General features: G+C 48.0%; 18 protein-coding genes and 1 other RNA gene. 15 read left to right on the forward strand and 4 right to left on the reverse strand.

Features of this window, described 5'->3' with window-relative positions; translation table 11 throughout:
- The first annotated feature begins 152 nt into the window (after positions 1 to 152).
- The 6 genes from PG862_RS05990 (at position 153) to PG862_RS06015 (ending at position 7,085) form a co-directional block, all read left to right on the forward strand.
- Positions 153 to 1,355: a saccharopine dehydrogenase family protein gene (locus PG862_RS05990; protein ID WP_022360539.1), complete on the forward strand. Its 1,203-nt coding sequence runs from the start codon at positions 153 to 155 to the stop codon at positions 1,353 to 1,355.
- A 106-nt stretch (positions 1,356 to 1,461) separates the two neighbouring features.
- Positions 1,462 to 2,634, forward strand: coding sequence for a carboxynorspermidine decarboxylase (nspC, locus tag PG862_RS05995; RefSeq protein WP_270234253.1), 1,173 nt, complete (start codon positions 1,462 to 1,464; stop codon positions 2,632 to 2,634).
- 160 nt (positions 2,635 to 2,794) lie between these two features.
- Positions 2,795 to 3,793 (forward strand): NAD(+) diphosphatase, encoded by a 999-nt coding sequence (gene nudC, locus PG862_RS06000; protein WP_118293251.1) that lies wholly within the window; start codon positions 2,795 to 2,797, stop codon positions 3,791 to 3,793.
- Positions 3,794 to 4,045: 252 nt separating this feature from the next.
- Entirely contained in the window at positions 4,046 to 4,546 is a 501-nt protein-coding gene (gene ilvN / locus PG862_RS06005; RefSeq protein ID WP_022360536.1) for an acetolactate synthase small subunit, read from the forward strand.
- Positions 4,547 to 4,682: 136 nt separating this feature from the next.
- Positions 4,683 to 5,705, forward strand: a complete 1,023-nt coding sequence (ilvC, locus tag PG862_RS06010) for a ketol-acid reductoisomerase (RefSeq protein WP_107000119.1) — start codon at positions 4,683 to 4,685, stop codon at positions 5,703 to 5,705.
- 216 nt (positions 5,706 to 5,921) lie between these two features.
- Entirely contained in the window at positions 5,922 to 7,085 is a 1,164-nt protein-coding gene (locus tag PG862_RS06015; RefSeq protein ID WP_270706836.1) for an acyltransferase family protein, read from the forward strand.
- 95 nt (positions 7,086 to 7,180) lie between these two features.
- On the opposite strand, the gene PG862_RS06020 is transcribed toward PG862_RS06015, so the two are convergent.
- Positions 7,181 to 8,065 (reverse strand): LysR family transcriptional regulator, encoded by an 885-nt coding sequence (locus PG862_RS06020; RefSeq protein WP_118749436.1) that lies wholly within the window; start codon positions 8,063 to 8,065, stop codon positions 7,181 to 7,183.
- Positions 8,066 to 8,417: 352 nt separating this feature from the next.
- Here PG862_RS06020 and leuC point away from each other — a divergent pair, with 352 nt between their 5' ends.
- From leuC to PG862_RS06060, 8 genes are all read left to right on the forward strand, one after another.
- On the forward strand, positions 8,418 to 9,683 hold the full coding sequence (leuC, locus tag PG862_RS06025) for a 3-isopropylmalate dehydratase large subunit (protein WP_022359392.1): 1,266 nt from the start codon (positions 8,418 to 8,420) through the stop codon (positions 9,681 to 9,683).
- A gap of 183 nt (positions 9,684 to 9,866) precedes the next feature.
- A complete protein-coding gene (gene leuD, locus PG862_RS06030) occupies positions 9,867 to 10,352 on the forward strand; it encodes a 3-isopropylmalate dehydratase small subunit (protein ID WP_022359393.1) in 486 nt (161 codons plus the stop codon).
- A gap of 40 nt (positions 10,353 to 10,392) precedes the next feature.
- Positions 10,393 to 10,860 carry a Cys-tRNA(Pro) deacylase gene (ybaK, locus tag PG862_RS06035; protein WP_117796452.1) on the forward strand — a complete coding sequence of 156 codons (468 nt, stop codon included), beginning with the start codon at positions 10,393 to 10,395 and terminating at the stop codon, positions 10,858 to 10,860.
- A 579-nt stretch (positions 10,861 to 11,439) separates the two neighbouring features.
- Positions 11,440 to 12,261, forward strand: coding sequence for a cell wall hydrolase (locus PG862_RS06040; RefSeq protein WP_118293250.1), 822 nt, complete (start codon positions 11,440 to 11,442; stop codon positions 12,259 to 12,261).
- Positions 12,262 to 12,560: 299 nt separating this feature from the next.
- Positions 12,561 to 13,223, forward strand: a complete 663-nt coding sequence (locus tag PG862_RS06045; protein WP_270706839.1) for an HAD family hydrolase — start codon at positions 12,561 to 12,563, stop codon at positions 13,221 to 13,223.
- 138 nt (positions 13,224 to 13,361) lie between these two features.
- Positions 13,362 to 13,542: non-coding RNA, 6S RNA (gene ssrS, locus PG862_RS06050), on the forward strand.
- 120 nt (positions 13,543 to 13,662) lie between these two features.
- Positions 13,663 to 14,919, forward strand: coding sequence for an AI-2E family transporter (locus PG862_RS06055; protein ID WP_107000114.1), 1,257 nt, complete (start codon positions 13,663 to 13,665; stop codon positions 14,917 to 14,919).
- A gap of 47 nt (positions 14,920 to 14,966) precedes the next feature.
- Positions 14,967 to 17,273, forward strand: a complete 2,307-nt coding sequence (locus PG862_RS06060; RefSeq protein ID WP_270706841.1) for a SpoIID/LytB domain-containing protein — start codon at positions 14,967 to 14,969, stop codon at positions 17,271 to 17,273.
- A gap of 203 nt (positions 17,274 to 17,476) precedes the next feature.
- On the opposite strand, the gene PG862_RS06065 is transcribed toward PG862_RS06060, so the two are convergent.
- Both PG862_RS06065 and PG862_RS06070 read right to left on the reverse strand, forming a co-directional pair.
- Positions 17,477 to 18,793 carry a 6-phosphofructokinase gene (locus PG862_RS06065; protein WP_117796454.1) on the reverse strand — a complete coding sequence of 439 codons (1,317 nt, stop codon included), beginning with the start codon at positions 18,791 to 18,793 and terminating at the stop codon, positions 17,477 to 17,479.
- Between the two features lie 524 nt (positions 18,794 to 19,317).
- Complete coding sequence (locus PG862_RS06070) at positions 19,318 to 19,770, reverse strand: NUDIX hydrolase (RefSeq protein ID WP_022358438.1); 453 nt, start codon at positions 19,768 to 19,770, stop codon at positions 19,318 to 19,320.
- Between the two features lie 357 nt (positions 19,771 to 20,127).
- On the opposite strand from PG862_RS06070, the gene PG862_RS06075 reads away from it, so the two are divergent.
- Positions 20,128 to 21,669 (forward strand): carboxypeptidase M32, encoded by a 1,542-nt coding sequence (locus PG862_RS06075; protein ID WP_270706842.1) that lies wholly within the window; start codon positions 20,128 to 20,130, stop codon positions 21,667 to 21,669.
- Here the strand turns inward: PG862_RS06075 and PG862_RS06080 are convergent.
- Positions 21,605 to 22,594 carry a tyrosine-type recombinase/integrase gene (locus tag PG862_RS06080; RefSeq protein ID WP_270706843.1) on the reverse strand — a complete coding sequence of 330 codons (990 nt, stop codon included), beginning with the start codon at positions 22,592 to 22,594 and terminating at the stop codon, positions 21,605 to 21,607. The two genes, PG862_RS06075 and PG862_RS06080, sit on opposite strands and share 65 nt — an antisense overlap.
- Positions 22,595 to 22,856: the final 262 nt, after the last annotated feature.

Raw genomic sequence — 22,856 nt, forward strand, 5'->3', positions numbered from 1 at the left:
CGAACTTCTGACCTTTTGACCCTGGTATCATCAAATAAAAGTGTGTGTTTGAGACATGAACTGAAAAGTGTTTGAACAAAAGCAAATGTGAAATTTGGATTATAAAATGGAACAAAAACAGAGTACATTTCAGAATACAGGAGGAAAAAAAGATGGGAAAAGCGTTAATTATCGGATGTGGAGGCGTAGCTTCCGTAGCAATTCACAAGTGCTGCCAGAACAGCGAGGCATTTGAGGAGATCTGCATTGCAAGCCGGACGAAGTCCAAATGCGATGCGCTGAAAGAAAAATTAGAGGGAACCACCAAGACGAAGATCCAGACTGCACAGGTGGATGCAAACAACGTGGACGAGCTGATTGCCCTGATTGAGAAATTTAACCCGGATGTGGTGCTGAACCTGGCGCTTCCGTACCAGGATCTGACGATCATGGATGCCTGCCTGGCAACGAAGACCCATTATATCGATACTGCGAACTATGAGCCGGAGGATACGGCAAAATTTGAGTACAAATGGCAGTGGGCATATCGTGAGAAATTTAAAGAGGCGGGCATTACCGCACTGCTGGGAAGCGGCTTTGATCCGGGTGTAACCGGCGTATTTTCGGCGTATGCGCTGAAACATGAGTTTGACGAGATCAACTACATCGACATTCTGGACTGTAACGGCGGCGACCACGGCTATCCGTTTGCAACCAATTTTAACCCGGAGATCAATATCCGGGAGGTGTCGGCAAACGGTTCTTACTGGGAAGATGGACACTGGGTAGAGACGAAACCGATGGAGATCAAGAGAGAGTATGATTTTGACGGCGTCGGCATGAAGGATATGTACCTGCTTCACCATGAGGAGATCGAATCGTTGGCGCTCAATATGCCGGGAATCAAGCGGATCCGCTTCTTCATGACCTTCGGTCAGAGTTACCTGACCCATTTAAAGTGTCTGGAGAACGTCGGCATGACTTCGATCGAGCCGATTATGTACGAAGGAAAAGAGATCGTACCGCTGCAGTTCTTAAAGGCAGTGCTTCCGGATCCGGCATCCCTTGGTCCTCGTACTGTTGGAAAAACGAATATCGGATGCATTTTCCAGGGTAAGAAGGATGGAAAAGAGAAGAAGTATTACTTATATAATATCTGTGATCATCAGGAGTGCTACAAAGAGGTTGGTTCCCAGGCGATCTCCTACACAACCGGTGTACCGGCGATGATCGGTGCGATGCTGGTGATGAATGGAACCTGGCAGAAACCGGGCGTTTATAATATTGAAGAATTTGATCCGGATCCATTTATGGATGCGTTAAATAAATGGGGACTTCCGTGGAAGGAATCCTGGGATCCGGCACTGGTGGATTAAGATAAAAATACCTCCATGTAAGAAACTGGTTTTATTTTGCGTTTTTTAGGCGCAGGAAGAGAATGGACAGGGAAGATGGAAGCGAGAAGGAAAGGAAGGAAAACAGATGCAGGAACGGGAGGCGGCTGGGGTTCTCCGGGACACGGCGGCGATCCGCACGCCATTTTATGTGGTGGATGAGACGCTTTTAAAGAAAAATCTGGAAATTTTGAAAGATACGGCAGAGCGGGCTGGATGCCGGATTCTGCTGGCACAGAAAGCATTTTCCATGTATTCGGTCTACCCGCTGATTCGTCAGTATCTGTCGGGAACCGCGGCGAGCGGGCTTTATGAGGCGCGGCTTGGAAAAACGGAGTTTGGCGGGGAGACCCATGTGTTTTCTGCCGCCTACCGCCCGGATGAGTTTGATGAGATTTTAAATTATGCCGACCACATCGTTTTTAATACGCCGGGGCAGGTGCTGAAATATGGTGAAAAAGTAAAAAAAGCCGGAAAACAGGCGGGACTCCGGCTGAACCCGGAGTGTTCCACGCAGGAGGGTCACGCGATCTATGATCCGTGTGCGCCGGGATCCCGCATGGGGACGACTCTTCCGATGCTTTCGGAGGCGGGGAACTTTGAAGAAACTATCCTTCCGTATCTGAATGGATTTCATATGCATACGCTCTGCGAGCAGAATTCAGATGACCTGGAGACGACGCTGCGGGCAGCGGAGGAGAACTTTGGAGCCTGGTTTTCAAAGGTAAAATGGCTGAACCTGGGCGGCGGACACCACATTACGAGAGAAGATTATGACCGGGAACGCCTGATCCGCCTGGTGCGCGGGCTGCGCGAAAAATATGGTGTGGAAGTATACCTGGAACCGGGCGAGGCAGTTGTCTTAAACGCGGGATTTCTTGTAACTTCCGTGCTGGAGACGATGGAAAACGGCATGCAGATTGCGATTCTGGATACCTCGGCAGCCTGCCATATGCCGGATGTGTTGGAAATGCCGTACCGTCCGCCGCTTATCGGAGCGGGAGAAGCGGGCGAAAAGCCGTATACGTTCCGCCTGGGCGGACCAACCTGTCTTTCGGGGGACTGCATCGGGGATTATTCGTTTGATGCACCGCTAAAAGAGGGCGGGCGGCTGGTGTTTGGCGATATGGCGCTCTATACGATGGTCAAAAATAATACCTTTAATGGAATGCCGCTTCCATCGATCGTATACCGGCATGAAGATGGGACAGCGGAAGTGGTGCGGGCGTTTGGATATGAGGATTTTGTGGGACGGTTGTAAGTCTGGGGCGAGCCGAGGGATTGTATTTTTTTAATAAAAAGAGTAAAATGAAGAGACTTGCAGAAAGATTACAAAGAACGTCTGCGAGGACAGCCGTTACACAGTATGGAAATAACGGTTGCACAAGTTTTGGAGAATAAAAGGATAGAGAGATAAAGTTATGATACAGGACATCGCACCACATCGCTACGACAATACATACCACATTCAGAAACCTGGAGCACAGGACTATGTCTTCTGCATCCAGAGAGGCCGGATTCTTCTGCGTGAGACCGCGGAGGAACATGTGCTTACTATCCCGCGCCGGGAGGAGATTGAGGCGGCAGTTCCGGAACTGATGGATCGGGCGGTCTATCTCTTTTCGGTTGATGAGAAGCCATATTTTCTGGTCAGTGTGCCGGAGAAAGAAGCAGAAGAGATTCTGGCAAAGCTAAAAGAAGGGGCTGGTCAGATGCCTGTTTCGGACAAAAATAATATGGAAGCTGGGAAGACGGATTCTGGTGCACTGGAAGGGGCAGAAAAAGAGTTGGAACAGCTTTACTATGCATGGAAAACGCCGACCGACATCCGTGCGATGGAGCCGATGCACCAGGCATTTGCAGCGATCACGGCGGTGCAGCTGTGGCGCTGGAGACAGAGCCGTCAGTTCTGCGGACGCTGCGGGGCAAAGACGGAGGACAGCAAGATCGAGCGGGCGCTCGTCTGCCCGGTCTGCGGCCAGACGGAATATCCAAAGATCTCCCCGGCAGTCATCGTGGCGATCACGAACGGGGACAAACTTCTTATGTCGCGCTACCGCGTCAACCACAGTACTTACCGTGGATATGCGCTGATCGCTGGATTTGTCGAGATCGGGGAGACATTTGAAGAGACCGTCCGCCGCGAAGTGATGGAGGAAGTCGGGCTGAAAGTTAAAAATATCCGCTATTTCAAGAGTCAGCCGTGGGCGTTTACTGATACGGAGATGATCGGATTTTTTGCAGAACTGGATGGGGACGATAAGATCCGGCTGCAGGAGGACGAGCTTTCTGAGGCAGGCTGGTATACGCGCGAGGAGATCCCGGATGATGCACGCCTCATCAGTGTCGGAACCGAGATGAAGATGTATTTTAAATACGGTCCGGACTGGGAGAAAAAGTGGCAGGAACACCAGAAATGATGTGTTGATATATCGTTAATGTACACAGGCAGGCACTTTTGGAACCGAAAGTGCCGTAAGAAAACGTGGTGGCAGCAGGAATTTGCCGTATTTAAATGCGGCAAATTCCGTTACTGAGCACGTATGCGTGAACAGTAATGATATATCTCTGAGGAATACTAAGCATTCCTTTTAATTAGTTGACAAACTGAGAATTGGTTGCTATCATTAAGGCTATACGAACAAGACAGAAGATCAAGGTGGGAAGATTGCATGAGCAGAATTGTGTTATCACTGCTGGTAGATAATACTGCCGGCGTTTTAAGCCGTGTGGCTGGACTTTTCAGCCGCCGCGGATATAATATCGAAAGTCTTACAGTTGGCGTGACCGCGGATCCGAGATACTCCCGTATGACGGTTGTATCGCTGGGCGATCATCAGGTTCTGGAGCAGATTCAGAAGCAGCTTGGAAAACTGGAAGATGTACACGACATCAAGGAACTGCGGGAAGGTCATTCCGTATATCGTGAGCTGATGCTCGTCAAGGTGAGGGCAAATGCGAACCAGCGGATGGCGATCAATGCGATTTCCGAGATTTTCCGTGCGTCGATTGTCGATGTGGGAAAAGATTCTGTCACTGTTATGCTGACAGGCGACCAGTCCAAACAGGACGCGCTGATTAATCTTCTGGAAGATTATGAGATTCTGGAATTAGCCAGAACGGGTCTTACAGGTCTTTCCAGAGGCGCGGATGATATCCGCTATCTGCCGTAGTACATCAATTGATAGACTGGATACAAGGCATTCAAGAGGTTTACAAAGTTTGGTCCAAAGACGCACAGAGAGGCGCCGGTCTATGCTTTATAATAAATTTATTTTATTTTTGTTAGATCCAAGGAGGAAATGAAAAATGGCAGCAAAGATTTACTATCAGGAAGATTGTAATTTATCCTTATTAGAAGGACAGAAGATTGCTATTATCGGTTACGGCAGCCAGGGTCATGCACATGCCTTGAACTTAAAAGAGTCCGGATGCGATGTTATCATCGGTCTTTACGAGGGCAGCAAGTCTTGGGCAAAAGCAGAGGCACAGGGATTTAAAGTATACACCGCAGCAGAGGCTGCAAAACAGGCTGATATCATCATGGTCCTGATCAACGATGAGCTTCAGGCAGATATGTACAAGAAAGACATCGAGCCAAACCTGGAAGAGGGCAATATGCTTATGTTCGCTCATGGCTTTAACATCCACTTCGGATGCATCAAACCGCCGAAGAATGTCGATGTAACCATGATCGCTCCGAAAGCACCGGGTCACACTGTAAGAAGTGAGTATCAGGCTGGTAAGGGTACACCGTGTCTGGTAGCAGTAGAGCAGGATTACACAGGTAAAGCACTTGACCGTGCACTGGCTTATGGTCTTGGCATTGGCGGCGCTAGAGCAGGTCTTCTGGAGACTACATTCCGTACCGAGACTGAGACAGACCTCTTCGGTGAGCAGGCAGTTCTTTGCGGCGGTGTTTGTGCTCTGATGCAGGCTGGTTTCGAGACTCTGTGTGAGGCTGGTTATGACCCGAGAAATGCTTACTTCGAGTGTATCCACGAGATGAAGCTGATCGTAGACCTGATTTATCAGTCTGGTTTCGCTGGTATGAGATACTCCATCTCCAACACAGCTGAGTACGGCGATTATGTAACCGGACCGAAGATCGTTACTGCTGAGACAAAGAAAGCTATGAAGAAAATTCTGTCCGATATCCAGGACGGTACCTTTGCAAAAGAGTTCTTACTGGATATGTCCCCGGCAGGTCGTCAGGTACACTTCCAGGCTATGAGAAAGCTTGCTTCCGAGCATCCGTCTGAGAAAGTCGGCGCAGAGATCCGTAAGCTTTACAGCTGGAACAACGAGAACGATAAGCTGATCAACAACTAATCGTTTTTCGAATATAGGAAATCTTATACAGGGCTGCTGCAGGTTTGCAGCGGTCCTGCTTTTTGTGGTTTCATAGGAAAATGCATCCTATGAAATAAAAATCACTCCGCGTGGATGCACACTCGCGCGAAGAAGAAACATGTCGCCGGCGACCGCGCTCGGCGCGAGAATGTGCCAAGGCACATTCTTTTTATATGAATGGGAAAGGAAACGCGGATGAAACGCTATGATGACGTAAATATAATCAAGGCATACGCCTGTCTGGCGGTCTTTGGAAGTCACTGGTTCGGTACATTCGGGAGCTGGGGCAGCAATAAGGTAAATGCGCTGATGGAAATAGGACCGCTTCCCCTGCTCCGCTATGGAACCTTCGGGGTTAGTCTTTTTTTGATGATCAGCGGAATGCTGATAGCCGATAAGGTATATTCCGGGCGATTTACTTCGTGGAGTTTAGAGATCCTGCGCCGCTATCTGAAACTGACCTGCCCGTTGACGGTCACATTTCTGCTGGCATATCTATTTTACCGGAGCGGTCTCTTCTACACAGTGCGGGTTGCGCCGCGTCTGGAAAATGAGTGGCTGAGCAACTTTTACAGCTATCTGCCAGGCGGTCTGAAGGCGCTCCGCTATGCCTGGTTTGATACAATCTTCAAGGCTGATTCAACGTACTATGGTCCGTCCTGGATGCTGACCTACACTTTCATGGGAAGTATTCTGACTCTTGTACTTTCATCCGCCCTCCGGGAAGTAGGAACCCGCCAGAAAATTCTGATTCTGGCAGGCGTCGCGGCAGTGCTGATCGGAATGAACAGCTTTTATATCTGCCTGCTTCTGGGAAATGGGATCTGTCTGCTGATGCGGGCAGTTGAGAAGTCCATGAAAGAAAGAGAGCGAAAAGAGAATCTGCTTAAAGATGGAGAAGAAAAATATGGCATTTTTGGTGCTGCCCTCTGGATTTTCAGCATCTGGTTCGTTCGAAAATCTTTCTGGATCGGAACCACATTGGGAGCGCATGGATTTCCAGGCGGACTCGGAACCATGGAATTCTATGGTCATGTTGCTGCATTCCTGATGATTTTAGGCTTCCGTCTCTTCTGGCTCGGCGGTCTGGAGACCTGGCTCCCGGAGATCCTCAAAAAAATTATTCTGTGGATCGGCGAGTATAGCATGGGAATCTTCCTGACACACTGGCTTGTGATTGCCAGCTTTTCCTGTTGGTTTTACAGCATTTATTCTGAGGCGGGAGAGAAGCTGGCGATCGGGGTGAATCTGGTTCTGAGCTGTATTTTAATAGGAATTTGTTCGAAAGTGTATGTCTGGCTGGTAGATGGGAAAATATTCCCATGTGTGTGGAAATGTGCGAAGAATATTTTAAAATAAAATTGAAAAATAGGAACTAAACAGAAAAAGTCCGGCGTATAGAAGTTCGACCACCATGCGCCGGATCTTTTCCCTCCGTGTTGCTAATTATTTCATCATTCCGAACAAAATTGCACAAAATCATTCATCGTCCGCGTCATCGCCGACGGATGATAAGCAAATCCAATCGTCCGGTTTCGGATTGGCGCTTCCAGCGGGAGTTCGATCAGCGAACCATCCTTTAATTCTTCCTGCACAAACTCGCGGATCACACATCCGATTCCAAGTCCCGTTTTGGCAAATTCAATCAGAAGATCCATCGTCGTCGCCTCTAAAATCTGCTTCGGTTCAATTCCGTGCTCTGCAAAGTACGCGTCAATGTGGGTGCGCGTCATATTGCTGCGGTCGAGCAGCAGGATTGTCCCGGATTCGAACGGATCGACATCGGCACCTTCGCGGATCCGCAGATTTTCCAGATAAGACCGGGTACAGACAAAGGTGTCCTCGATTCGCATGACGGGAAGAAACGAAAGGTAGCGGCGGTTTTTGGGCTCGGCGATCAGACCGATGTCGAGCTTCTGCTGTTCCAGCATCGAGATTGTGCGTGCGGTGTCCTGACTTTCAATCAAAATGCGGACATGCGGGTACTGTGCAATAAATTCTTTTAAATAAGGAAGAAGAATATATTTGCACAGAGTGTTGCTGACGCCGATCTTGAGCTGTCCGATGTGGAGGTTCTGGATCTGTTTCAGCTCATTTTCACCGCGATCCAGTGCTTCAAAGGCGGCTTCTACATGCTGAAATAAGACCTGTCCCTCTGCGGTCAGGGAGACGCCGCGGGAATTGCGGATAAAAAGTGCTATGCCGAGGCTTTCTTCCAGCTTGCTGATTGATTTGCTGATCGCGGGCTGGCTGATAAAAAGTTCCTTGGCGGCGCGGGAAATATTGCCGGCGCGTGCAACGGCGTAGAAAATACGGTACTGGGTTAAATGTTGTTCCATAATACTCCTTTATATCTATAAAGCTACAGTTCACACGTTGTGCAAAATGTGACAGGATTTTGCGGATGCTTCGTATTCCAATCGGAAAAATCGGTGACACTATAACGTTACTGGGCACGTTTTCTTACGGCCCTTTCGGTTCCAAAAGTGCCTACCCGTGAACAGTGACACTATAACTTCGACTCATAGTATCTATCAACAATATATATTTGTATTATAACAGAACCGGTGTTATAATACAAATATAAAAAAGCAAAAGATGTCAGCGGCACCGTTGGAACAGAGTTTTTTCCTACAACAGTAAGGGCATCGGAGCCGTTGCCAAGTATGTATATGCAGGAGGAAATAAATCATGGGAATGACAATGACACAGAAGATCCTGGCAGCGCACGCGGGTCTTGCAGAGGTAAAAGCAGGACAGTTGATCGAAGCAGATCTGGATCTGGTTCTTGGAAATGATATCACAACGCCGGTAGCGGTCAATGAGATGAAGAAGATGGACAACCAGACGGTATTCAATCATGACAAAATTGCGCTGGTTATGGATCATTTTATCCCGAATAAGGATATCAAGTCGGCGGAAAACTGCAAATGCTGTCGTGAATTTGCCTGTCGTCATGATATCACCAACTATTTTGACGTAGGAGAGATGGGAATCGAGCATGCACTCCTTCCGGAAAAAGGTCTGGTTGTAGCAGGTGATGCAGTCATCGGTGCGGATTCCCATACCTGTACATACGGCGCACTTGGCGCATTCTCTACAGGTGTCGGCAGTACCGATATGGCAGCTGGCATGGTAACCGGTAAGGCTTGGTTCAAGGTACCGTCCGCGATCAAGTTCAACCTGATCGGCAAACCGGCAAAATGGGTCAGTGGTAAAGATGTCATTCTTCACATTATCGGTATGATCGGCGTAGATGGCGCGCTGTACCGTTCCATGGAGTTTGTCGGCGAGGGCATCAAGAACCTTTCCATGGATGACCGTTTCACGATCTGCAACATGGCGATCGAGGCAGGCGGCAAGAACGGTATCTTTCCGGTTGATGAGAAGACCATCGAGTACTTAAAAGAGCATTCTAAACGTGATTTCAAGGTATATGAGGCAGATCCGGATGCAGAGTATGACGAAGAGTACACCATAGACTTATCTGAGTTAAAGCCGACCGTATCCTTCCCACACCTTCCGGAGAATACGAGAACGATCGATGAGGTGGGTGACATTGCGATCGATCAGGTTGTCATTGGCTCCTGTACGAACGGACGTATCGAGGATATGCGTATCGCAGCTGAGATCTTAAAGGGCAGAAAAGTGAAAAAAGGTCTGCGCTGCATCGTGATTCCGGCGACACAGGCGATCTATTTACAGTCCATGAAAGAGGGACTTTTAGAGACCTTCATCGAGGCTGGTGCCGTTGTCAGCACTCCGACCTGCGGTCCGTGCCTGGGCGGTTATATGGGTATCCTGGCAGAAGGCGAGAGATGTGTATCCACGACCAACCGTAACTTCGTTGGACGTATGGGACACGTGGATTCTGAGATTTATCTGGCAAGCCCGGCAGTGGCAGCAGCCAGCGCCATTACCGGAAAAGTGAGCGGACCGGCGGAACTGGGACTGTAATAGGCATAAAAGTTTAGGAATAAGTAAAACGGATGTAACTGTTCAGTAGATCTGCGAGTGACTGTGAAGGTGCTGAACAGTTACAAACGGATATTACGGTTCGGGGAAGGGGTTCCTGCAATCGCAGGTGCCGTCTCGTGAATTGGAATAAAATAACAGGATAAATCGCAGGAGGATATAGAAATGAAAGCAAATGGACATGTATTTAAATATGGAGACAATGTAGATACAGACGTTATCATCCCGGCAAGATACTTAAACTCTCCGGATGGCAACGAGCTGGCAAAACATTGTATGGAAGATATTGATAAAGAGTTTGTAAATAAAGTACAGAAGGGTGATATCATCGTAGCAAATAAGAACTTTGGCTGCGGTTCTTCCCGCGAGCATGCGCCACTGGCAATCAAGTGTGCAGGTGTAAGCTGTGTTATTGCTGAGACGTTTGCACGTATTTTCTACCGCAACTCTATTAATATCGGTCTGCCGATCATCGAGTGCCCGGAGGCTGCAAAAGCAATCGCGGCTGGTGATGAGGTAGAGGTTGATTTTGACAGCGGTGTGATTACCGATAAAACCACCGGCCAGAGCTTCCAGGGGCAGGCGTTCCCGGAGTTCATGCAGAAGATCATCACAGCCGGTGGACTGGTAAACTATATCAACCAGAAATAAGAGGAGTGCACTAAATTTGTCTCCAGAAAGGATTTAGCTTATGACAAAAACAAACGTAATGCGTCTTTTAGACGCGGCTGGAATCGATTATGAAGCAGGCGAGTATGAAGTAGATGAGGACGACTTATCCGGCAGCCATGCGGCGGATATGATGGGGATGGACCATGACACGATGTTCAAAACGCTCGTTTTAAAGGGCGATAAGAACGGCTATCTGGTCTGCTGTATCCCGGTCGATGAGGAGCTGGACCTGAAAAAGGTGGCAAAGGCTTCCAAGGACAAGAAAGTGGAGATGATCCATATGAAGGAACTTCTTCCGCTGACCGGCTATATGCGAGGTGGTTGTTCCCCGATCGGCATGAAAAAGAAGTTCCCTACTTATATAGAAGAAACAGCGCAGATTTTCGACAAAATCAGCATCAGCGCGGGTCAGAGAGGTGTTCAGGTCATTCTGAATCCGGAGGAACTTGCAAAATATGTGGATGCACAGTTTGTAGCGCTGATTTAGAGTGGTAAGGAGTCTGTCTGACACCTTTACAGATACCATGATTGTTCTATTACAGTTGACATAAAAAACAGGCGACTTGATTCGCCTGTTTTTTTGACGGGCAGAATTTAACAGAATTGTAAAAAAATGAAAATTTTATACCAGCCAAAGTTTATAAAAATTGGGAAGAAAAAGCAAAAAAGTTTATAAAATGCTCACATAAATATTAAGGAAAAGTTAAATGAGAACGTGATTTGTCACAAAAATGTAAAAAAGACGTTGACTTTGAAGCCGGAAACCACATATAATGTCTCCCGTCACTTGAAGGAAGCGGCACAGGCAGAGAGGATCTGTCGTAACTGTTCACAGGTAGGAATTTTCTGAACTGAAAATTCCGTACGATACAGTTCTGGCAGCAGATTTTGCCGATTTGGAATGCGTAGCATCGGCAAAATCCCGTTGCTGGGCACACGTGTGTGAACAGTAACGATCTGTCCTTAGCTGTCAGAAAAAATCAGACAGCCAAAGAAGATGCCGCAGATGTTAAATGGCAGTCAGACCGGTTTTGGGAGGACTGCACTGATAGAAAGAGGAGAGTGTATGCCAAGCATTGACACATTTCTTCAGACTGCTTATCAGTTTATAAAGGCATTATTTGTCCGTGTGACAAAAAGGATGTACCGGACCGCAGCCGTATTGATGACGGGGGCAGCGGTTGTGACGGTGATAGCATTTAATTCGGTCAGTTTTGGCGGCGTTGGCAAAAATGCAGCCTCGGCACACCGGGAATATCCGGATGATGTGGAACTGACAGAAATGCTGCAGTCAGAAGAAACGACAGAGACAGAGAGCTTATCAGAATTTACGATTCTCGCCTCCAACGAGGAAAGTCAGCATCTACTCGGACAGAGGATGGAGCAGGGGATTCAGGATGAACTTGCGAAGGAAGCTCTGGAAGTAGAGGTAATCGAACGAGAAGTACGAATGCAGACCCAGCAGGCGGCGCAGGAAGCAGAAGAACGGGAGCGCCGGGAACGCGCAGTCATCTCTTACAGCGATGAAGATTACAGTGTTCTGCAGAAAATTGTGCAGGCGGAGGCGGGTGTGTGTGACGACAGGGGAAAGATACTGGTTGCAAATGTAATCATCAACCGGGTGAAAAACAAGAAATTCCCGAACAGCGTTAAAGCCGTTGTGTACGAACCATCCCAGTTCTCACCGGTACTGGATGGAACGATCAACAGCTGTAAGGTAACGCAGCAGACAATTGACTGCGTCAACCGTGCACTGGAAGGCGAGGATTACTCGGGCGGCGCCCTGTACTTCATGAACCGCGGAATCTCTGCTTCCTCCAATGTACGCTGGTTCGATGGCAAGCTGACCTATGTCATGCAGCATGGTGGACATGAATTTTACAAATAAAGAGTGAAACATGTTACTGTTCACGGGTAGGCACTTTTGGAACCGAAAGTGCCGTAAGAAAACGTGGTGGCAGCAGAAATTTGCCGTATTTAAATGCGAAGCCACGACAAATTCCGTTGCTGGGCACGTATGCGTGAACAGTAACTGAAACGCAGAAAAGAAAGATGGCTGGAGAAAAGTTGTCTTTCTTTTTTGCGTAAAATGTATTAGAATGGTCGTAAGCAATGAAAACGTAGTTTTTTCAAGCTGGTGTGCTGCGGAGTAATGCACCGCGGACTACAATAAGGAGAACGAACCATATGAACCATATCATACTATTTGACCTCGACGGAACCCTTACAGATCCGAAGGAAGGCATCACAAAGTCTGTCCAGCATGCGCTGCAGGCATACGGGATCGATGAGCCGGATCTGGATAAACTGTGTTCGTTCATCGGACCGCCGCTGTCGGACAGTTTTAAAGAATATTACGGATTCAGCGAAGCGCAGGCGCGCGAAGCGATTGACCATTTCCACGAATATTTTACGAAACAGGGAATGTTTGAAAACAAAGTCTATCCGGGAATCCGGGAGATGCTGGCACGTTTAAAGGATGCCGATCTTACGCTGGCGGTGGCAACCTCGAAGCCGGAACCGTTTGCTATTCAGATTCTGGAGCATTTTGATCTGCTTTCCTACTTTACCCTGGTTGGCGGGGCGGATATGGAGGAGATCCGGGTCCGCAAAGGCGATGTGATTGCCTACACGCTGGACCGTCTGGGAACAACACCGGAGGAATCGAAGGTTATCATGGTGGGCGACCGGAAACACGATATTATCGGGGCGCATGAAAATCAGCTCCCATGTGCGGCAGTGCTGTATGGATATGGTTCTCGGGAAGAATTTACGGAAAATGGGGCAGACTACCAGATTGAGACGGTGGAAGAGCTGGGAGATTTCCTGATGAAGTGGGGAGAAGTATAAAAGACAAAAAAGAGCTTCTTAAAAGAGATAGAGAGATGGATAACCTGAACAGTAACAACCTGACCGCATTATCAGAAAATGGAACTTGAAAAAACATCCGACTTGCGGTATAATAGCCGTATCAAAAGAGAATATTTGTAATTCCTGGGATGCTCGACAACTCTTGCTTTTTTTGAACCTACATTTTGACTAACGGGATTCCGATATTTTTAGATGGATGTCAGGCCTCCTCTCGAGTGGAAGACAGAAATCTAAGTGAGGTTGCCCACCTAGCAGCGCTAGGCGTCAATATGGTAAGAGCCGGCATTTTGGGGTTACAAAGGATAAAAGCAGCGAGCAATCGCTGCTTTCTCTGTAAAAGAAAGTGTGTAAAGAAAATGTAACATTTTCCAGAAGCACATTGTAAAATCAGAAAAGAGGAACGGATAAGAACATAAGTATGGAAAAAAGAGATTTCAAAGAATACATTTATATGGGGATGACGGCAGTTTCGGTGATTGCGGTCTGCATACTGCTCTGGTTCAGCATCCAACACTGGGATGTGGTGTCGGCGGGCACCCGCAAGGTTGTGAAAATCCTCGCGCCGATTCTCTGCGGTGCGGTGCTGACGTATCTGACCGCCCCGGCATATAACTGGGTAGCAGGGATCGTGGAAAAGACCCTTGGCTCTGTCACTAAGAATTCCAAATACGTTCGTGGTGCAGCCCGGATGCTTGCGACGGCAGCCTGTCTGGGGCTGGTTATTGTGCTTGTGGTAGGGATGTTCCAGCTTATGATCCCGCAGCTGATCGAGAGTTTGATCGGCATTCAGGATTCATTTCCGCTGTATGTGCAGAATGTGTATGAATGGATTCAGCGTATTTTGAAAAATAATCCGGAGATCGAAAATATGGTTCTGAGCAGTTTTGAAAATAATCTGGCAGTTTTTCAGAACTGGGCGGAGAAATCGTTTACCAACATTGATATGCACCGGATTGGACAGATCGTGACAGGCCTTTCCAGCAGCGTGCTGGGTGTCCTGGAATTTATCAAAAACTGGCTGATCGGTCTGATCGTCATGGTGTATCTGCTAAATATCAAAGATACACTGGCAGCACAGGGAAAGAAGATTGTTTATGGTTGCCTGAATCTAAGACAGGCGAATCTGGTAATCGAGGAGCTCCGGTTTATCAATCAGATGTTCGGCGGCTTCATCATCGGCAAGCTGGTGGATTCCCTCATTATCGGTATTATCTGTTTCATCGGTGTGACGATCTTAAATATGCCGTTCCCGATGCTTTTGAGCGTCATTATCGGTGTGACGAATGTGATACCTTTTTTTGGACCGTTCATCGGTGCGATACCTGCAGCGTTCCTGGTATTCTTAGTCAGTCCGCTCCAGTGTGTGTATTTCCTCATCTGGATTCTGCTTCTGCAGCAGTTTGACGGCAATATTCTGGGACCGAAGATCCTGGGCAATTCGACAGGACTTTCGAGTTTCTGGGTACTGTTTTCGATTCTCTTCTTTGGCGGACTCTTTGGTTTCGTCGGCATGATTATCGCAGTACCGGCATTTGCGGTTATTTATGACTTGATCTCCCGCGCGGTGCACCGGTCGCTGCGGCTTCGGAAATTGCCGATGGAGACAGACGAATACCGGAAGTTAGACCACATTGATGAGAAAACAGGAACGTTTATGGAGTTAAATAAAAAGTGACTGTGAATGAGAAAGGACAGTTAAAAAATAAAGGCGGCTGGAGAAATATGGAAAAGAAAACAGGCAGATCGCGAAAGGCAGTACAGTCTCTGAAACCTAAAAAGCTGGTTTACTGGGCAGTGGCGATTCCGGCTTTTCTGGCACTCCTGCTCTTTGCAATTGTATTTTTGGATCACTCGGATAATGATATTTCACGCGCCATGGCATCGAAAGCTATGGCGTTATCATTTGCAGACCGGGACGACATCGTTGCGTCGCAGGGAGAACACGGAAGCCATTTTGGAACGCCGGATCAGGATGAATGGTATGCCAAATATATTGACTATATGATTGAGGAAGGCTATCTGGAGCCGGGAGACGAGAAGATAAGTAAAAGCTACGCGATGGGCGCACTGACCTATGGCGAAGCGGCATATGCGGCGGATCGCGTTTCCAAAGGGCTTTCGAGCGCCCTGAATGTATCTAAAAATAAATATAAAAAGGCAATGCCGAAGGAAGAATGGTGGCTGTTTTATGAGTCATTCTTAAAAAAGGCAGATTCGGAAAACGCGGTCAAAAAACAGAAGCTGGTGCTTTATGGAACACCGAAAAATGTGAAGGAAGCAGCGGCATGGACGGCATATACGGATCAGGGAACGATGAATTTTGAGGGCGTGTCGCTGGATGCCTGCATCGATCGGAAGATCGAGGTCTATGAGCGTGATGGTTCGATCATCACGCTGTGCGGCGTACAGTCTGAAAAAGTTACATATAAGAATGTCTGGATCGTTCCGGGAGAATCGGGTGGGATGAATGTGTATATTGGCACGATCGTCCGGACATTTCCAGAGGAAGAAAAGCTCAAGGATCGTACCGATGGCGTGCTGGCGGATGTCGAGCTGGATAAGGGCAAGATCCGCAAGCTGTCGCTCAAGGAAGACATGATCGAAGGAAAGGTACTCTCGGTCAAGGATGATACGATCGAGATTGACGGGTACGGAACGCTGAAACTGGACGATGATTTTAAAGTATATAAAACATATGGAGTCGTCAAGGAGCAGAAAAAGCGGGATGTGCTGGTCGGCTATGATCTGGGAAAATTTGTCGTGGCTGGCAAAAAGGTTTGCGCAGCACTCTTAAATCATGATTTTTCAGCGACGAACATCCGCGTGCTGATCATGAATGATGATTATTCCTCCTTGTTTCACACGAAAGTGGTACTCCAGTCGGACAGCACGATGCATGTGACCTGGGGCGAATCAGAGGAGACTTTGAGCCCGGGAACGAAATTGTCCGTGAGTCCTGGCGATGACCGCCTGAAAGAAGGGCGCATGACGATCACGCTGGAAGATCCGCAGAAGGAGATCCGCATCCTGAGCACCAAGCGGGCGCAGGGAACGCCGTCGTATTTCGGCAGCTTCGAGTTGAGCGAGGAGTCGGATGGGCTGCTTCTGATCAATGAGCTGGACGTCGAAGATTACCTGACACGCGTAGTGCCGAGCGAGATGCCATCCAATTATGAGCTGGAGGCGCTCAAGGCGCAGGCAGTTTGCGCACGGACGTATGCCTACCGGCAGATCAAGGCGAATGCCTACAGCCGTTACGGCGCACACGTTGATGACAGCACGAACTATCAGGTGTACAATAATACAGAGAGCAGCGAGCGGACGAATCTGGCAGTCAAGGAGACGGACGGGAAGATTGTATATTACAACGATACTCCGGCGGAAACGTATTATTTTTCAACTTCCTGCGGATATTCGACCGATGGAACGATCTGGGGCGCCAGCAAAGACGAGGTTCCGTATCTGAAAGGGATCGGTTTGACGGAAAAGAAGAAGATTCCGGATTTGACGGACAACGACACATTTCTCAAGTTTATCCAGGGACAGGGTGAGCAGAATTATGATTCCTCGTTCCCGATGTACCGCTGGAAAACAACGATCACGAATAAGAAGCTGCAGCAGAAGGTAGATACCATCGGCGAGATTCAGGGTATTTTTGTGACTTCCCGCGGTAAGGGTGGTATCGCCCAGACGGTGCAGATCGTCGGAAGCGAGGGAACCAAGACACTGAAAGGTCAGAGTCAGATCCGGAGTGTCCTCGGCTCGGAATCACTCGTTTATAAGAAAAATGACGGAACCGAACTGACAGGATGGAGTACGCTTCCGAGTGCCTTTTTCTCGGTGGATGAAACTGCCAGGGATGAGGAAAAAGACATCCGCACATTTACCATCTGGGGCGGCGGCTACGGTCACGGAGTCGGCATGAGCCAGAACGGCGCACAGGAGATGGCGCGCGAAGGCAAGAATTATGAAGAGATTCTGATGTTCTTTTATGATGGGGTTGAAATTCGGGATTGTGAGGAAGATTAGATTTAGAAGATGGCTGCGCTGAAAGGGCACGGTCAGGATTCCTCCCCAAATGATAAGAGTGTGTGATTGGGGTAAATTAGAAAAAATTCAGGTATTATGTATAATTAAGTAGAAAAGAGACGCATTCGTAAAATGAAAGAAGCGTCTCTTTTTCTGTTGCTTGTATGGATTTCAAGGATGAAGCAGTTATACTGTGTGACGGACTATTTGCGGTACAAATATTTTGGAAGTCCGTTTTCCATAATATGGGAAACGTCCCCTTGGATCAGCGGCTGCGAGTAAGCCAGGAAATCATCGCTGACATCGGTACCGTTTTTCGTGATCCACTCAGCAGGTACTTTCTTTTCCTGATTGCAGATCAGATTGACATCCTTGAGAACTGGATGAATTTTATATACAGTGTTACGATGTTTTACGCATGAAGCGGATGCTGCGCCTAAGTCTGCAGCGTTTGAAACGGCAGCAGCTGCATGAACAGGTTCAGAAGCAGCTGTATCAGTCTCACGCTCAAATGCCACCATCTGCCCAGTGTGACCGTCCAGGGCTGCCTGGACGCCGAAACGACCTGCCATCTCGGCCTCATTCAGATCAGTAGCGGAAACGGTGAGACCGGAGCAGCGCTGGTTGACGTTGAGCTCGACCGAGCGCACCTTGACGCCGAACTGGTTGCGGACATAATTTTCCAGAATTTTTCCGCATCCGGCTAACATTTTGTGACCGAAGGTGTCGACCTGGGCTTCGGTTGAATATTCGCAGATAAAACGACCGCCGTGGTCGCGGATGCCCTCGGAGACGCAGACGATGACATTCGCTGTCTTTTCAAACGCTTTCTTTAAGTCGTCATTAAATTGTGCCAGCTCAAATGGAGCTTCCGGCAGATAGATTAAGAGCGGATTGTCACCGGCTTCCTTGCGTGCTAAGGCAGAGGCAGCCGTCAGCCATCCGGCATGGCGTCCCATGATCTCAACGATGGTGACCGATTTCTGCTGATAGACAGAGGCGTCCAGCGCAATTTCACGGACGGATGCAGCGACATAGCGGGCAGCGCTGCCGTATCCCGGCGTGTGATCGGTCAGGACGAGATCGTTGTCGATCGTCTTGGGAATGCCGATAAAGCGGATCGGGCTTTTGATCTGCGCCGCATAGCGGGAAAGCTTGCTGACGGTGTCCATCGAGTCGTTGCCGCCGATGTAAAAGAAATAGCCGATGTCCAGCCGCTCCAGTTTTTCAAAGAGGACGCGGTAGAAGCTGTCGGAGAGGTTCTCAGGGAGTTTAAAACGGCAGGAACCCAGATACGCCGCCGGAGTCAGGCGAAGAAGTTCCAGATCGTCATCGGAGAGTGTTTCTGAAAGGTTCATATAAGAATCCGCGAGAAAGCCCTCGATTCCATTGATCATACCGTAGACGCAGCCAACCGCATCGCTGTGGCGCGCACCTTCGCAGATAACGCCGTAAAGGCTCCCGTTGATAACCGCGGTCGGTCCGCCGGACTGTCCGACTAAGATGTTTTTCTTGTTCATAAGGTAAATCTCCTTTTTGTGAGGTAAGTACAAGGTTTATGATATAAAAAGTTTCAAATCAATATAAAAATGTACATAAAATGATTTGCTGGAGTTGTATTTTTTATAGAGGTAAAAATAAATTAAAAAGTACAACTCAAAACGTATCTATTGTAACGGAAAGAGAGGAAGAAAGCAAGGGAAAAAGGTATGTATGATAAATAATATGAAAACCGGATACTCGGAAGCAGATAAAAGGCGTATAAAAATTTGGAGATTGATGTATAGAATAACAGAAACGGGTCATACTGTTAGTATCACAAAAGAGAAATTTTTGAATACTTATCCTCCCCTTTTTAATACCCTGTTCGTTGGCTTTGTGCAGCGGACGGGGTGTTTTTTTGTTTCATAGGAAATTACTGAAAAGCCTTTTTTAACAGGAAAACCGCGAATTTTAACCCAGATTAGCTTGCAGAGAAATGGAAGCTGCCGCTCAATCATCTATTTTTGATAATGATTTTGCAACAGCCTCTTTGTTCTTGTGATTAAAAGTATTTCCGATTCCCCCACAAATTTGCCTTTTTCAGATCCAGATACTCATTGTAGGCTTTTTCCAGGATCTGTTTTTCGTTGGAAAATTTCAGAAGGTGGTAGGCTTCGTAAAATTTGTAGTAGCCGGAATCGACGAAGTATTCTTCGCGCTGCGGCTTGCTGTAGTAGCTGTCCGCCATCATCAGATACCAGTGCACGGTCTTTTCGATGGTATCCTGAGGGGTGTTGAAGGTGTACTGGCTTTTGCCAATGTACTTGATGATGGAGGCGGCGACGCCAGTCTCCTCATGAACCTCCCGGAGGGCGGTCTGCTTGAAGTCTTCGCCCGGTTCTACGGTTCCTTTGGGAAGAACCCAGCCTTCGTATTTGTTCCGGTAGTTTTTGTAAAGAACGAGTAATTTTCCCCGAAATATAACCACACCGCCGCAGCTCGTTGCTTCGATCATCTGCAATCCCTCCTGTCCTGGTGTGTGCATGGAAGTTGATTCGTGGCGTATATCCGTGTGCCGGGAACCAGCTTTATGCATATGATTTATACTGGTTTTAGTATACCGCGTTTTGCATGATTATGCAAGATTGGAAAGTCACATAAGGCATCATGAGAAAATCCTGTTACAGTTTGCACAATGTGTGAACTGTAAAAAATCATAAGAAAGATATAAGAAACAGAAGAAAGAAAATCTGGTATGATGAAGATGGAAATGGCTCATATTACAAAAGAATGCAGGCATATGTGCAGCGGAACCTAAAAAATACACAGAATTTGGATGATAGAATTACGAAAAAAGACAGGAGGCAGGAAAATGGCACAGACAGAACAGAAGAATCAGAATGTAAAAAAACAGTTTGAGGAGCTGCAGTCTCTTTTGGAGCGGGCGATGGCGCTTCAGACGTCGATGGTTTTGTTTGAGTGGGATGATGAGACGCTGGCACCGAAGGGTGCAGCAGAGCATACCGCGCGGGTGATAGGTTCACTTTCGGAGCAGTATCAGGAGATTCTGGCGTCAATGCGTTTTAAGGAGCTGTTGGATGTCTGCCTGAAGGCAGAAAAAGAGAATGCGGGCGTATTTGATGAGGTGCAGTCGGCAATTCTCCGGGAAGCAGCCGAGGAGCAGGAGCGGCTTTCCTGCATTCCGCCGGAGGAATACCGTGCGTATGCAGAACTTACGGCGTGTGCGACGGGAATCTGGACGCGTGCGCGAGAGAAAAATGATTTTGCTTCATTTGCCCCTGTTTTGAAGGAGATTATTTCCTATCAGAAGAAATTTGCGGCGTACCGGGCAAAGCCGGGACAGAAGCTTTACGATGTGATGCTGGATACCTACGAAAAAGGTTTTAATATGGAGATGTTAGATCCATTTTTTGAGCTGATGAAAGGGAAAATCGTGCCGCTTTTGAAAGAATCGGCAGAGCGCTCGAAGATGGTTCCGGACGCCTTTTTATCCGCAGATTATCCGGAGGCGGCGCAGGCAGAGGCGGCGCGTTTCCTAGCAGAATATGAGGGCTTTGATTTTGACCGGGGAGTACTGGCACTCAGCGCCCATCCGTTTACGACGAATCTGCACAATCATGATGTACGGATCACGACGCATTATCAGAAACGGATTGATTCTTCGATTTTTTCCGTGCTGCATGAGACGGGACATGCTATCTATGAATTTGGCATCCGGGATGACTTGACACAGACGCTGGTGGGGCAGGGAACTTCGATGGGAATGCATGAATGCCAGTCCCGTTTCTTTGAAAATATCGTGGGACGCAGCCATGCATTCTGGAAACCGATTTATGGAAAAGTGGCGCAGATGTTTGGAAGCCCGCTGACGGAGACGAGTCTGGAGGATTTTCTGGCGGCGGTTAATAGAACCGTTCCGGGGCTGATCCGGACGGAAGCGGATGAGCTTTCTTATCCGCTGCATGTGCTGGTGCGCTATGAAATTGAGAAAATGCTGATTGAGGAGGATCTGGAGGTGGAGAAGCTGCCGCAGATCTGGAATGATAAGTATGAAGAATACCTGGGAGTACGCCCGTCCACGGATCGGGAGGGCGTACTGCAGGATATTCACTGGTCACAGGGATCGATCGGCTATTTTCCGTCCTATGCATTAGGAAATGCCTTTGGCGCGCAGATTTATCACCAGATGAAGAAGGAATTGCCGGTAGAAAAACTACTGGAGGCAGGAAACCTGGGAGAAATCCGTGAATATCTGCGGAAAAATATTCACCAGTATGGCAAATTGAAGGACAGCCGTCAGATCCTGCGCGATATGACGGGGGAAGATTTTAATCCGTCATATTATGTGGCATATCTGGAAGAGAAGTATGGACGGCCGGAGAAAGTGCAGTAAGGCGGTCGATCTGTTCTTTCTTGAATTCCAGAGAGGAATGAAAATAGTATTCAAGCGTGACTTTCAAATCGGAGTGTCCCAGAATTTCGCTGAGCGTTTTGGGATCCATGCCATTTGTGATACAGCGGGTGGCAAACGTGTGCCGGATTGCATGAAAATTCAGATAGCGCAGTCCGGCTTGTGATAGAATGCGCTGGTAGTGATTCTGGAAGGTTCGCGGATCCATCGGGGAGCTGGCAGATTGTGACAGCAGAAAATAATCCGGGTGTTCCGGAAGAGAATATGGCTGTAGGATCGGCAGAAGGAAAGCGGGCAGGGGAACCAAACGGTTGGAGGAGATGCTTTTGGGACCGGATAAAATGAGTTCTGATTTATGGGTTGTGTCAAGGCGCGTCAGGCGCTGTACCGTGTGTCGGACATGGAGATAGCGATCGGAAAAATGAATATTTTCCCAACGCAGGGCGCAGAGTTCTCCAACCCGCAGCCCTGTATAGAGTCCCAGATAAATGACGGCTTCGGAGACTCCTGTATGGGCAGTTAGATAGTGTTCGAGCTGTTTCTGTTCCTGAAGGGTAAAAACAGGTACTTCAGGGCGCTTTTTTGGAAGACGGGGCGGGAGATAGAGAATGCCGTTTGTCTGCCCGGTTTCATAGGAAAGACGCAGAATGGAGTTGACGAGCAGAAGAATACAGCGGATAGTTCCGTTTCCAAGCGGATGCAGGGAATCCGGGGATAAAAGGGAATTGCGGAATGTCTGAAGCATAGGCAGATCGATCTTTGAAAGCTGGATGGATCTAAAATAAGGGGAGATATAACGGTCTGCCAGATGCCGGTATTTCACATAGGTAGACAGGGCTCGCGCCGGTTTCTGCTTTTCCAGCCAGATGGAAAGAAGATCGTTAAAGTACATTGTTTCGTTTTTCATGATGAAACCTCCTGTATAAAAAATAGTTGTCGTGGACAATCGTTATTTTACAGGTAGATATGCAGAAGAAATATGTGACTGCTTATGGCGGATGGTTTTGAAATGAGATGTGTCTATATGATGACTGACGAAAATATTACAGCAAATGCTGACAAGAAGATTCTTTTTTGGTATAATCCCGAGTTTGACACTTGTAAATAAAAAAAGTCGCTCCAAACCTTTCATTTATGGGGCTTGAGCGGCTTTTTTGATTCGCGCCGAT

Source organism: Clostridium fessum (genome assembly GCF_027698965.1).
Lineage (GTDB): Bacteria > Bacillota > Clostridia > Lachnospirales > Lachnospiraceae > Otoolea > Otoolea fessa.